Genomic DNA, 13,295 nt, shown 5'->3' with positions numbered 1-13,295 from the left:
TTTAAATAAACGGCAAATCGCATAAATAGATAAAGAAAGTTGATATTCAACAAAACAAAAAGGAGAAGGCTGGCCTTCTCCCTATAATTGTTACATTTGTTACAAATGTGATCCCCCGCTTGCATCAATCAACTGTCCGGTTATCCAGCGGCTGTCGGTCGAGGCCAAAAAGGCGGAAATATCTGCTATATCCTCGGGTTCTCCCCATCTGTTAAAGGTGGATAATCCGGCAGCCAACTTCTGTCCATGAGAATTTCCCAAAGTCCTGGCATTCATCTCCGTATTTATGATACCGGGAAGAATTGCATTTACTGTAATATGACGCGACCCTAATTGCTTAGCTAAGGCGATAGTAAGTGTATTAATTGCCCCCTTGGTCATACTGTAAGCGAACACGCTCGGGGAGGCCGCGCGTGTCACAAATGAAGAGAGATTAATAATTCGTCCATAATCGTTTAGGCGAGGCAGCGCCTGTTGAATAACAAAAAATGGCCCTTTCACATTGACGCTCATCACTTCATCAAATGTCTCTTCCGTTGCGTCCTCAATGGACAGAATTTGCCCAATTCCAGCGTTATTCACCAAAATATCAAATCGAGGATCCCCCGTATATTCTCGAATCGTCTCATCCAAAACTTCATAAAGTTGATTGATCCCGCTAACATTACTTACATCAGCGCCTACCTTGAACGCAGCTCCTCCATATTGTTGGATTTGCCGAACCACTTCTTCTGCTTGCTCTTGTCTTCTCCCATAATGTACAGCGACTAAAGCGCCCTCCTGTGCAAGACGCAGCGCAATGGCTCGTCCGATCCCCCTGCTTGCACCTGTTACGACTGCGACTTTCCCTTGTAATTTGCTCATAAGCTCATCTCCTTGTGTATATGATCCATTATGTTATAGCACAAGGCGATATTCGAAATGTTGCTCTCCCATATCCACACAGGTATCACAAAAAGGGAATACTGTCCTTCCCTTTACCATTTCGTATGGAGGCTCGCAATAGTTACAAACTCCAAAGTGCTTTTCTTCCTTCCCTTCAACCCATTTAGCTAGGTCTGCTCATCCTTTATTTTCTTTGTAGAAGACGGCTTTAACGGCAAATCGGCTGCAAAATCAATTGCCTTCTCTATCTCGATGGCTGGTTTATGAGCCGATGCAGCCATTTCAGGTTATCTGGTTTGAAAACCCTTCATTGTTATTTTTGGGACAGGTATCCCCATAATAGGAGAGCCGTTTGATATCAAGTTAGACATACTGGTTGCCTCCTTAACAAGCTGGATCAGATATCCATTTAATAGCACACAATCTTCGCACAACACAGAATATTATGGTATAAGATGGGATTATTCAGTTTTTTTGCATTCCATCAACTTTTTTCAACATGCACTATTTACCTGCAAACACGAAAAAAGGTTTCTGTAGACCCACACGATTTTCATCTGCTATGTTGGAATTAGCAAACGATGACAATAGTAAGGGTGATGATATTGAACGGTCAAAAAGTTGCATTTCTGTCTGTGCTCAGCAACACGACTGTCGTAATATTAAAGCTGATCGTAGGAATCTTAACGGGATCTATCGCGATTATTTCTGAAGCGATACATTCATTTTTAGATTTAGCAGCATCAGTTATTGCATGTTTCTCTGTACGCATATCGAGTCGTTCTGCGGATCGCAACCATCCCTATGGACATGGGAAAGTTGAGAATATTTCAGGAACAATCGAAACCCTGCTCATATTTGCAGCCGGTATTTGGATTATTTACGAATGTGCCCATAAAATCATGCAGCCTGCGGAAATTGAAATGCCATACTTGGGGATCGCTGTCATGTTTGTTGGAGCGACCATTAATTTTATTGTTGCGAAAAAGGTGCGCAAAACGGCGGATGAGCTTCATTCGGTAGCGATGAAGTCTAATGCCCTGCATTTGCTCACGGACGTATATACATCGCTAGGCGTAGGGGCAAGCTTGCTTCTTGTTACATTGACGGGATGGACAATCTTAGATCCGATTATCGGGATATTTCTTGCGATGTACATTATGAAGGAAGCATTTACACTTATGAAGGAATCCTTTCCTCCCCTGCTCGATGCTAGATTGTCCGAAGAGGAAGAACAGCAGCTTCAGCAGCTGATACTCCTTCATAAGGAGAAGTATATAGAATTTCATGATTTTCGTACAAGACGCTCCGGCCCGGTCGAATACGTAGACTTTCACCTCGTGGTACCCTCTGGCATGGATATCGCCACCGCGCATCATCTATGTGATGAGATCGAACATACCATTCAGAGCTCCTTCGAGCGTGCAGAAGTATTGATTCATATTGAGCCTGAGCATGAACGGAGAGATAGACTCGCTCAGCAATAAATAGATTGGGCAGCTCCCTCACCGGGGACTGCCCTGTCTTTGTGTTCATCATTCAGAATGAGGGACAGTACATGAGGAGGCAGTCAATCCAGGACAATCCTCCAAATTAGATTGATTTCCTCACGTTCCACACCTTCAATAGAGACTCAGCTCCAAGACCGATTAATAACATTCCAGCTATTATATTCATGCTTCGCATAATTGCAGGTGTCACAAAGCTGCCAATCCAGGCTCCGATGCATGCAACCATAGTTAAAAAGAAAAGTGTAGAACATAAAGCACCCAAACTAAATACATAAACCTCCATCTTCTTCAACTCATCTTCAAGCACCCTTGTCGAAAATACATCGGCCCAAAAAACGATGCTGAGCGGGTTTGAAGCGACCAATAGGACAGCAGGCAAAAAGACGCTAGTTGTACGAGAATGAACCCTATCGCCTATACTGTAATAATCATTAGTTTCCAGCGCGTTCGCAACAAAGCTCATCCCAAATAGGCACAAGACGATAGCTCCAAATAGGTTCAATCCCATTTTGATTCGTTTGCACTTTATTACTGCTGCCACACCAAAAATGGCGGCTAACATAAAGATAAGATCAATGAATACAGTAGCTAGCACTGCGGTCTCAGCAGTTAGAAATCCCTGGAACGAAGCTGTTTGAAAGATAAAAATACATACCGGTCCTACAGCGAACTGCAGTGTCATACCAAAGAAAAACCCCTTCTTTAACATCGTACGATCTCCTATAGATTAATATTTTCTTTCAAAGAAGATAGGGAAATAATCGTATTACTGCTATGAACACCGATCATATTTTTCAGCGTATGAGATATAAAATGTTCCAATTCCTGCGTATCTGCAACGATCACCTTCAATAAATAATCGTATTGGCCCGCAACATGATGACATTCAAGTACAGATTTACATGCGACTATTGCTTTCCTGAAATCCTCGATATGCTTGGACTGGTCAATGGTAACAAAAATAAAGGAAAGTAAGTTGCAGCCCATCTTCTCACGACTGATTTTGATCGTATAAGCTTCTATGATATTTGCTTCTTCCAATTTCCTTATTCGTTCTGTTACAGCGGGAATTGAGAGATTCACTCTTTTACTAATTTCTGAAGCAGTCGTTCTGCCGTTTTCTTTTAACGCATTCAAAATTGAGCGATCAATTGTATCCATTCCTCCACTGACCCTTCTTCTTAAAATGATTAATTTTATTATAGTGACTAATCGGTATATTTAAATGAAATGACATAAAATACGTAAATTTTAAGTTACATGTGTTTATAAAATTAAATTAGTTAATTTATATAGGTTTCATTTCGCAATGAGACTTAACATTTAAGTTGAAAAAATCGATCGCCTTCATCTCATCATATAAAAAAGAACAGATGGAAAGCTCCCCCTTTCCAATCTGTTCTTATCCATTTCTTAATCGATTTTATTATTGCAAGAGGGAATCTTGTTCGTTGACCCTACACATATTGCTTCATCCAGCCAACAATTCGGTTCAGCCGCTCTACACGGAGCTCTGGATGGCCGTTGCGCGATAAATCATGATTCGCATCTGGGAATCGCACCAACTGTGTGGTCTTGCCTAGGCGCTTCAAGGCCACATATAGCTGCTCAGCCTGCTCGATCGGACAGCGCAGATCTTGCTCTCCGTGCAAAATAAGGAGCGGCGTCTGCACTTTGTCTACATATGCGAGCGGTGAATGCTTCCACAACTTCTCCGGATCTTCCCATGGCTGTGCACAGATCTGATCCTCGGTAAAGAAGTATCCGATATCGCTGACACCATAGAACGAGAACCAGTTCGAGATCGAACGCTGTGTGACAGCTCCCTTGAAGCGGTTCGTATGGCCAACAACCCAGTTCGTCATGAAGCCGCCATAGCTGCCGCCCGTAACGCCAAGCCGATCTTTATCTATGAAGTCGTAGCGGGCAATCGCCTGATCTAGCGTCTCCATAATATCCTCGTAATCCTTCCCGCCGTAATCCCCGCGACAAGCATCAACAAATTTCTGGCCATAGCCGTGGCTGCCGCGCGGATTCGAATAGAGAACCGCATAACCTTGGGCGGCAAGCAGTTGGAACTCATGCATGAAGGAGTGCGCGTACATCGTATGCGGGCCGCCATGAATTTCAACAATTGTCGGTACCTTGTCGCCTGCAGACATGCCTGGCGGCTTCATAATCCAAGCTTGCACCTTCCAGCCGTCAGACGTCTGGAACCAGAACGATTCCGGCTGGCTCAGATTCAACTCAGCTAGAAAGCTGTCATTCGGGGCTACTAAGCGCTGCTCTCGCCCTGTGGACATATCCATCGTGCACAAATTACCTGGCTGCAGCGGATCGGCTGAGATAAAGACAATTTGCTTCCCGTCCTGTGCCACCGTAAATTGAGTAATCTCACGATCACCAGAGCTCAGAATTTCATAGTCTCCATTCAAGGAGAAGCGCGCGAGTTGGACACTGCCCTCCGCCGATACGAGCGAATAAATAGATGAGCCGTCTGGTGTAAAGACAGGAGCCGAAGAACCAAGAGCTTTCATATCGGTCACGGCTGCATTATCGAGATATAGATCCAGGTCAGGATGCATACATTCTGCTGTTCCGCCTGTAACAGGCACGGTATACAGAAGAATTAATGTTGCGTTCTCATATTGGCGGTTATGTCCTAGGAAAGCAATCGTTTGCCCATCTGGTGAGAAGGCAATATTTCCAATCACAAGACCAGAGTTTGTCACACGACGACATACTCCGTCTTTGCAATTCACGATGTAGATATCTTGCGTGAAGACCAGATCTTGGTCGACCCTATCTTCCTCGATGCGATTCGCTGAAAAAGCAGCATGAACCCCATCTGGTGACCATGCAAAATCATGGATATCATAATCTCCAGAAGTTAAGGGGACGGTCGAGCCAGATTGAAGATCAAGCACGTGCAAATGCGAACGCTTGCTGTCCAGCAATCCTTTGCCGTCCGCCTTGCATTTTAACCGATCGACAACGATTGCCTGCTTGCCAGGCTTATTCTCACAGTCTCCCTGCGCGTTCACTTTTTCAATCTCTGCTTGATTGGTGCTCGTGGTATACAACAAGCGGGAACCGTCAGGCGACCACAGGAATGCGCTTACACCAAACTCTGTGTCTGTGAGAGCTTCCGCTTCGCCGCCGTCAGCTGCCATTAGCCAGATTTGCTGGTACTTCCCCTTCTTGCGAAGAAAGGCCAGCTTTTGACCGTCAGGCGACCAGATAGGAGCGTTGTCTTGTTCTCCATGTGTAAATACCTTGCTTTTCGTCCCGTCAGCTGTCGTAATATGTATGCGCGATCGATAACCGCTCTTTTCTTCATTCACCTGTTTCGCTACATAAGCAATCGTCCCGTCTACTGGATTGACGGCCGGATCAGATAACCATACGAACCGGTACAAATCTTTTGCTGTAATCACGCGACGCTCCATTGACACACCTCCCATGATTGATATACACAGTATGGCATTCCTTTCCTGTAAAAGACAAGTACATTAGGACCTAGTCTCGCCTACCTCTTCCTTCCACGTTACATTTTTTGTAATGTCGAAATTCGTACACCTCTCACTTCCTCATCTAAAGCGATACTGCTCCGACATTCCGTAGGAAAGCGTCAAAACGCCGCCGTCCTTCACCAAATCCGCTCCCTGCTCCCTCGCTTGGCAAATCACGTTGTAAATAGAGCTGACACTTATGTATTGCTTATATACGTCATCATCAAATTCTCCCGTTCGAAAGCCTTCAAACAATGCATTTGAAATCATCGAATAGCTGGCAAATTGAGTCCGGTATACATTGAAAGACTCCTCTCCCCTGTACAAAAGCAATTCTTCGTTATAACTAAGCATATCGAAGGCATGCTCTGCACAGATTTCAGGTAAAAAGGAGTATAACTCCTGAGCTAAATCGCTATCCTGCAATCGCTCGACTAATATATCTGTGAAATTATCGTACTTCTCCTGCGTATCGCACTCCATAAAGAGGCGAACCGCTGTATGCGTCGCCTCCGCAACATGCTCGGGAGAATAAGGATACGGTGTATATGTTTCCTCCGACTGCAACAAGAAAATAAACTGCTTTTGTGATGCAAAACCTTCCACCTGCCACTTGCTTGCGATCTCCGCTACGATTTGTCCTAGCTCGGGGCTCGGAATATCATTAATGCGACACTCGCCGGTAATGTCGTCCTCGTGCTTCGCGGCATAAATTTTGATATAGCAAAGCTTTTGATCACCGATCCGCTTGGCGATTTCGTCCTTAAGCGTTTCCCAGTATGGGGACTCTTCCATTTCAGGCGACGACTCTCCCAAACCGACGATATTGCTCTTATAAGCCTTCCAGTGATGCACCGTGTCTCCGTATGTCGAATGCAGCGTCTCGGGATTTCGATCCTGCTCCATGGAGGCGATTCCCTCCATAAAGGAAAAGGCAAAGCCGCCTATCGCCGTACCAAATGCATTTTTCAAGCTGCTGCCGATACCAGCCGTCGTTTCATATATATCACGATCCCACTTAGGCGAGCTTACTTGAAATTGAAGCATAACAGTCTGATCCGTCCACTTCGCCACATGCGGGCGTATCGTAAGCTCCCATTCTGGGATAACGATGCAGTCCCCCTCTACCATTTCCTCTGCCTCAAAGATTCCTCTCATCCCATGATGAAGCAAAAAATGCGCAGGGTCATCAATCTTTTCGTCTTCCCAATCCATTGTTTGTTCTTGTTCGCGAGTCATGTTGCCGCTCCTCTCTGTAATGCCTGCTACTATGTCTTACAATACCATAAAAAAGAATACTATATTTTGACGAAGGCAAGATAAATACGAAAAAAAGACAGCATCATCGCTGACACTGTCTCCTCTCTTGCCGTTTATAGTGAACTGGTGCTAAAAACTATTGTAGACTGCTTCTTCTTGTAGGTTCGCGTACGTTCATCTTCAACAAGTCCGCTCCAGTTCAAGCCGTATCCAAAATCATAGACATTGTTCTCCGTATCAACATGACACTCCATGTCATGCGCCACATCCTCGAATTGCGATTCGACGGTCGCCATGTTTGCCGGCATTTGCATCGGCAATCGTCCAGAAGGTTCAGCAGTTCCCGTCAATATATCGAGAATGGCTTGATCCTGGACGCCGAAATGGGCGATGATTCCATCGACATGTGATTCGAACTCTCCCACGATCATAGGCGTAGATAATGAAAGCGAGACTATGACGGGCTTCCCCTTCATTTTCTCTGCCGTGTCCATAACGGCATCCAAATCTGATTCGTTATGCGTTGTCACGGTTTTCCCTAGATAAGTTCGGTTCAGAACCTCATCTGGGCGCGCATCCCCTGCAAGGCTTTGTTTGCGAGCATGTTCAGCGGTGTACGGCTTGTACTGCAAACTGATAGGGACATATCCATTCCCGCCGTTGTCCACATCTTCTTGACTATAACCGGTTCCCGACTTCGGACTGCTCATAAAGACAAGGCCAAAATCGGCTTCATCCGGGTTATCCGTTACCTTGAAGTATTTAGCAACAACCTCCATATTCACGGGATACTCAACCGTCTCCGGCGTTGGATTGCCAAACCAATCCTTCCCTGCCGGCATATGCCGTTTTGGAATATAAACCGTGCTTTGACGCGGCAGAGGAAGGATTTGCTGCTTATTCTTCAGCATGACGATCGATTTCAGTTGCGCTTCATAACCGGCCTGCATATAGCTCGGGTTCCCGACGATATGCGCACTTTCTTCCACATCCAAGTATGGATTTTCGAACAGGCCGAGACGGAAGATGTTCTTCAAGAGGCGCACGGCTGATTGCTCGAAGCGGTTTCGCATATACGTTTCACCATGCTCCGCAACACCCATTCGATACGCTTCCAGTACAGGTTCGATTTCGTTGTTGCCGCCAAATTGATCGACGCCTGCCATGATCAGCTTATAATGGCGCTCCGCAACGGACAGCTCCTCCACCCCCCATGGTTTGCCCGACAGGAAGGTATCCTTGCCTCCCGATTCGTCGGCCGTAATCAGCCAATCGGTGCAGACGACGCCGTCATAGCCGTATCGTTCGCGAAGCAGATCTCGAATCAGGTGCGAGCTGTACGAGTTGCCGACATTCTCCCCGTTCACGGTATCCTGGTTAACGGAGATCGTGTAATACGGCATCACGGCTGAAGCCTTGCCTGTACGGCCATGCAATCGAAATGCGCCTTCAGAGAAAGGCTTAATGTGTTCCGCAAAGTTATTTCCCGGATATACCGCGTACTTTCCGCAGCCGTAATGAGCGTCCCGTCCGCCTTCGCCCGAACCGCCGCCCGGCCAATGCTTTACCATCGCATTGACACTGTCATAACCCCAACCGTCCGCAAGCTCTGATTCACCCGACGAGGTTTGGAACCCGTCAATATAAGCACGCGCCATGTCCGTCGCCAATCGGGTATCCTCACCGAACGTACCGTTGAAGCGGAACCAGCGCGGGTCGGTAGCGATGTCAATTTGCGGGGACAAGGCGGTCGTCAGCCCCAGCGCCCGATATTCCTTAGCCGCGATTTCGCCGAACTTGCGCGTCAATGCCGGGTCGAACGTTGCCGCCAGCCCGAGAGGCTCCGGCCACATGGAGATTGCCCCGCCTGCTCCAGCATTGAATTCGGAGCTGGAGTCCGAGCTGTGCCGCGGATCCGAGCTGTTGTTCGCCGGAATGCCGAGCCCCGTGCTTTCTGCGAAAGCTTGAACCAAATTGCTCCACCGGGCAGCCACTTCCGGAGTTTCCACATTCGTCACGAGAATATGGCGCAAATGATCCTCCGAGAGAAATTTCATTTGCTCGTCCGTCAATTCCCAAGGCTTCGCTCCGCTATCTTCATACGATTTCCCGCCGTATGTGCTGGCGAACCATCTGCCGCTCGCTGCCGGAACGGATTGGTGCCTGCTGTATAGCATCAATCCCGCGATTTGCTCAATCGTCATCTTGGAAGCAAGATCCCGCGCCCGCTCCTCCGGAGACAGGCGCCAGTCTTCATACTTGTCAAGCTTGCCATCTTTGTTCAAATCCTTGAAAAAGTATCCGTCTTGTTCCAAAATCGTTACGCCCGAATGCATGCAATATCCGAGCTTTGGGCCGCCGTCGTTCTGAATATATGAAATAGCATTTCCATGTTGATGAGCCATTGTTTCTATATCTTTCATGTATCCGATTCCTCTCCTATCCCCATGCGATTTTCTATATTTGATTCCACCGCTGCTAAGCAAGCATCCACAGGGATTTATTTCGTCGAAGCATTCTTTAACCCTAAGGTCTCATTCAGTTGTCCAATTATCTGATTCAGCTGAGCATCCGTCATGCCGCTTCCCAGCATTCCTGTCAGAGAGCGAATTCCATCATATTTCTTCCATTCTTTCATAGCTTTCAGCAGTTGTGCGATGCCCTCATCGCCCATGCCCTCTGCGAAGACGGCTCCCATGTGCTCCAAGCTCGCCATGCTCTCCTTCATCGCATCTTTGGCAAATTGAGTCGTAGCCGGAATTGCCAGCAGCTCATGAAATTTCGTATTTCGGGTTACCTTCGAGAATGGAATTTCCGTCGAACGGACATGAATGCTTGCCGATAACGGCGTGTCTGCGGATGACGGACCGACTACGATTTCATAATCGCCCGTTTCAGCGAACCAATCATGAATATCGGTATTGAAGTAAGCGAAGGATCGTTTATTGAGCGTAAAGCTCACCGTCGTTGCCTCGCCTGCTTCTAGACTGACCTTCGCAAAGCCCTTCAACTCCTTTATCGGACGGACTACAGAGCTGTCCGAAGGCTTGACGTATAGCTGCACAATTTCTTTTCCGGCACGGCTGCCTGTATTGCGCACGGTTACAGTTGCGGTCACGGTATCCGTATCCTTCATGCTCTGTTTGTCGATATGGATTCGTTCATACGCGAACGTCGTATAACTTAGTCCATAACCAAATGGAAATAGCGGTTTTTCTTTTTTCGCTTCATAGTAACGGTAACCGACAAAAATGCCTTCGCCGTAGAATACTTCGTTTTTGCCGCCAGGAAAGTTTAGATAAGACGGTGTCTGCTCCAATGATGAAGGGAACGTTTCCGCAAGTTTGCCGCTCGGGTTCACGAAACCGTAGAGCACGTCCGCCGCTGCGCTGCCTGTTGCTTGTCCACCCAAATAACCTTCGAGCACAGCCTTCACCTTGTTCAGCCACGGCATTGCGATCGGCGAGCCATTGGACAAAACAACGACCGTGTTCGGCTGTACGGCTGCTACACGTTCGATTAACGCACACTGCGAAGCCGGCATATTAAGATGCGTGCGATCCAGCCCTTCCGACTCGAACGCATCCGGCAAGCCTGCAAAAATGATGGCGACATCCTGTTGCGCCGCGATCGATTCGGCCTCCGCAATCATTGCTTCATCGATGACATCCTCCATCAGAGAATACCCAGGCGCATACGCCACTCCCCTTTCGGCTAGCGCAGATATCGCATCCAGCGCTGCATCCAGACGTGTAGGCGTTATATGCGAGCTTCCCCCACCCTGATAACGAGGAGTTGCGGCAAATGCTCCGATCACGGCAACAGATTGCTTGGTGTTGAGCGGCAGCAATGCATTGTCATTTTTAAGCAGCACCATGCACTCTCCTGCCGCTCTCCGTGCCAGTTCATGATGCGCTTCCTTATCGTAAATGAAGCCTTCTTTCCTATTGTCGATCGTATGGAAGATAACCTTCAGCAGCCGTTCCACTGCATCATCCAACACGCTTTCTTCCAGCTCGCCGGAGCGGATAGCATCCACGATCATCTGATCGCGTTCCGGACCAGCGTAAGGCATTTCTAGCTCTAGACCTGCCTTCAATCCTTTCACCCGCTCATTAATGGCTCCCCAATCCGTCATGACAAAACCCTCGTGATTCCATCTTTCCTTCAATATCTCTGTAAGCAGATACGGATTTTCCGAACAGAAATCGCCGTTGACCAGGTTGTAGGCACACATGACCGTCCACGCCTTAGCGTCGATGATTGGCCCTTCGAAACTGCGCAAATAAATTTCATTCAATGTTCGTTCGTCGACGACCGCGTTAATGGAATTGCGCAGTGTCTCTTGGTTGTTGGCTGCAAAATGCTTGACTGAGGTTCCGACCCCCTGTCCTTGTACGCCCAATACATGATGGGTTCCCATTTCCGATGAGAGGTACGGGTCTTCGGAAAAATATTCAAAGTTGCGTCCACAAAGCGGAGAACGTTTAATATTAACAGCCGGCCCGAGAATAATGTGAACGCCCTCAGCTTGGCATTCCTCTCCAAGCGCTTGACCTACCTCTTCAATCAATTGTCTGTCCCAAGAAGAGGCAAGACCTGCTCCGCTTGGAAAGCATGTCGACGGTACCGTTTTGCTCGACATGTCCGCAGGATCGGCTTGTTTGCGAAGTCCATGCGGCCCGTCCGTCAGGACGATGGATGGGATGCCGAGGCGTTCTACTGCTTTGGTCTGCCACATGTTCAGCCCCGAACAAAGGCTTGCTTTTTCTTCGAGCGTCATTTGCTTCATAATGTCGTGTACATTTCTATTCATGCGATAAACCTCCCATTTGCGGTGCTGTAATGTGATTATCTGTTTGTATGCGACCATTCGAACTTCCGACTTCAGGCAATGGCTTAACGGCAAGCATGCCGAGCACCACGCAAATCGCTAATACAATGTAGAAAAACGTCCAGCCCCCCACTCCTAGCAGCAGCGGCGCAATCGCAGGCACAATGGACTGCGGCAGTGCATTCGCAACGTTCATCAGGCCGAAGTCCTTGGCGGCATCTTCTTTTCGCGGCAGAATCCGAGCGACCAATGCCATATCGACGGCGCTAAAGCAGCCGAAGCCCAGGCCGATAATAGCGGACGCGATTATATAAGCGGTATACTCCGGAATGAAGGCGTACAACAGTATGCCTACGACCATGATGAAAGCCGAACCATACAAGAAAGGTTTCTGTTTCTTGAATTTATCGGACAGAATGCCGCCTACAATGCTGGTAGCAGCCGAAGCGATCAAGCAGACAATATTGAGCGTCCCGACGCTGTTCGTTGCTTGACTTTCCGTGTAACCCATCCGGTTCACGAGCATGACCGTAAGGTATAACGTGCTGCAATAACCCATCATAAGCAGGAATTTCGAGATGATTGCCCACGTAAATGCAGGGAATTTCCTTGGGCTGGGATAAATTTTGCTTATTTTCTCGCCGAACGTTTCTTTTCGTTTTTCGGTCTGGATAATCTCAACCTTCCCGTCGCGAATGACGAATAAACTTATGATCGGACCAACGATGCCGATGATGGAGAGCGACAACCACTTTACGTCAGAGGTTGCGCCGTTCATGAGAATCATGAGCACCATGCCGATGCATACGGCAGCAGGCAGGATAAGTCCGACGATCCCTGAAATCGTACCCTGTCTTTCTTCCTTGACCTGATCCGGAATGAGTGCCGTATAAGCAGCCATGCCAAAATTAAAAAATAGTTGAGCGATCGCCCAGCCGATCATCACTTGCCACACTTCCGTCGCATACCCGACCCAGAATAAGGCGGCACAGCCGACAAGCGGCCCAATGAGCATCCAAGTGCGCCGCCGGCCGAAAGCGTTGTTCGACCGATCGCTAAGCGCCCCGCCCAACGGGTTGCCGATCAAGGCAAAAAACGCGCCCACTCCGGCAATCAGCCCATAAGATGATGTGTATCCATTCGGATCGATCTCTATCATCTTAAAGGTTAACAGCAGCATGGCGGGGGTCATGAGTCCAAGCATCATGCAGCCGTATCCGAGTATAATTCCAAACGTTAATCTGCCTAGCGGGGTTCTGACTTGCCCTTTTACTCTTGGTTCAGTCATGTTAT

9 protein-coding genes are annotated in these 13,295 nt (G+C 47.8%); 1 reads left to right on the top strand and 8 read right to left on the bottom strand.

The window, feature by feature from the left end:
* Nucleotides 1-99: 99 nt before the first annotated feature.
* Nucleotides 100-864 carry an SDR family oxidoreductase gene (locus tag NO352_RS09365; protein ID WP_289355454.1) on the bottom strand — a complete coding sequence of 255 codons (765 nt, stop codon included), beginning with the start codon at nucleotides 862-864 and terminating at the stop codon, nucleotides 100-102.
* Between the two features lie 602 nt (nucleotides 865-1,466).
* Between NO352_RS09365 and NO352_RS09360 the strand changes: the two genes are divergently transcribed.
* Nucleotides 1,467-2,372 carry a cation diffusion facilitator family transporter gene (locus NO352_RS09360; protein WP_005549143.1) on the top strand — a complete coding sequence of 302 codons (906 nt, stop codon included), beginning with the start codon at nucleotides 1,467-1,469 and terminating at the stop codon, nucleotides 2,370-2,372.
* A 106-nt stretch (nucleotides 2,373-2,478) separates the two neighbouring features.
* Here NO352_RS09360 and NO352_RS09355 read toward each other — a convergent pair whose 3' ends face one another.
* The 7 genes from NO352_RS09355 to NO352_RS09325 all read right to left on the bottom strand — a co-directional run bounded on the left by NO352_RS09355 (nucleotide 2,479) and on the right by NO352_RS09325 (nucleotide 13,290).
* Nucleotides 2,479-3,105, bottom strand: a complete 627-nt coding sequence (locus tag NO352_RS09355; protein WP_289355453.1) for a LysE family translocator — start codon at nucleotides 3,103-3,105, stop codon at nucleotides 2,479-2,481.
* Nucleotides 3,106-3,116: 11 nt separating this feature from the next.
* Nucleotides 3,117-3,557, bottom strand: a complete 441-nt coding sequence (locus NO352_RS09350; RefSeq protein WP_268600359.1) for an Lrp/AsnC family transcriptional regulator — start codon at nucleotides 3,555-3,557, stop codon at nucleotides 3,117-3,119.
* A 296-nt stretch (nucleotides 3,558-3,853) separates the two neighbouring features.
* The gene (locus NO352_RS09345; protein WP_289355452.1) at nucleotides 3,854-5,845 is read right to left on the bottom strand and encodes an alpha/beta hydrolase family protein; all 1,992 of its coding nucleotides are present in this window, start codon (nucleotides 5,843-5,845) and stop codon (nucleotides 3,854-3,856) included.
* Between the two features lie 141 nt (nucleotides 5,846-5,986).
* Nucleotides 5,987-7,147, bottom strand: a complete 1,161-nt coding sequence (locus NO352_RS09340) for a DUF6348 family protein (RefSeq protein WP_289355451.1) — start codon at nucleotides 7,145-7,147, stop codon at nucleotides 5,987-5,989.
* 134 nt (nucleotides 7,148-7,281) lie between these two features.
* Entirely contained in the window at nucleotides 7,282-9,591 is a 2,310-nt protein-coding gene (locus tag NO352_RS09335) for a glycoside hydrolase family 3 protein (RefSeq protein WP_289355450.1), read from the bottom strand.
* Between the two features lie 77 nt (nucleotides 9,592-9,668).
* Nucleotides 9,669-11,984: a beta-glucosidase family protein gene (locus tag NO352_RS09330; RefSeq protein WP_289355449.1), complete on the bottom strand. Its 2,316-nt coding sequence runs from the start codon at nucleotides 11,982-11,984 to the stop codon at nucleotides 9,669-9,671.
* Entirely contained in the window at nucleotides 11,977-13,290 is a 1,314-nt protein-coding gene (locus NO352_RS09325; RefSeq protein WP_005549154.1) for an MFS transporter, read from the bottom strand. Before NO352_RS09325 ends, NO352_RS09330 begins: the two co-directional genes overlap by 8 nt.
* Nucleotides 13,291-13,295: the final 5 nt, after the last annotated feature.

The sequence above is a fragment of the Paenibacillus sp. S-12 genome (assembly GCF_030363895.1).
In the GTDB taxonomy this organism is placed as follows: Bacteria; Bacillota; Bacilli; order Paenibacillales; family Paenibacillaceae; genus Paenibacillus_B; species Paenibacillus_B alvei.
Note: the sequence above shows the minus strand (reverse complement) of the source record. Positions and strands in the feature narration are given on the sequence as shown.

Coding starts and splice junctions, on each gene's coding strand:
- NO352_RS09340 (WP_289355451.1), bottom strand. CDS start 7,147: ATGACTCGCGAACAAGAACAAACAATGGATTGGGAAGACGAAAAGATT.
- NO352_RS09345 (WP_289355452.1), bottom strand. CDS start 5,845: ATGGAGCGTCGCGTGATTACAGCAAAAGATTTGTACCGGTTCGTATGG.
- NO352_RS09360 (WP_005549143.1), top strand. CDS start 1,467: ATGACAATAGTAAGGGTGATGATATTGAACGGTCAAAAAGTTGCATTT.
- NO352_RS09355 (WP_289355453.1), bottom strand. CDS start 3,105: ATGTTAAAGAAGGGGTTTTTCTTTGGTATGACACTGCAGTTCGCTGTA.
- NO352_RS09335 (WP_289355450.1), bottom strand. CDS start 9,591: ATGAAAGATATAGAAACAATGGCTCATCAACATGGAAATGCTATTTCA.
- NO352_RS09330 (WP_289355449.1), bottom strand. CDS start 11,984: ATGAATAGAAATGTACACGACATTATGAAGCAAATGACGCTCGAAGAA.
- NO352_RS09350 (WP_268600359.1), bottom strand. CDS start 3,557: ATGGATACAATTGATCGCTCAATTTTGAATGCGTTAAAAGAAAACGGC.
- NO352_RS09365 (WP_289355454.1), bottom strand. CDS start 864: ATGAGCAAATTACAAGGGAAAGTCGCAGTCGTAACAGGTGCAAGCAGG.
- NO352_RS09325 (WP_005549154.1), bottom strand. CDS start 13,290: ATGACTGAACCAAGAGTAAAAGGGCAAGTCAGAACCCCGCTAGGCAGA.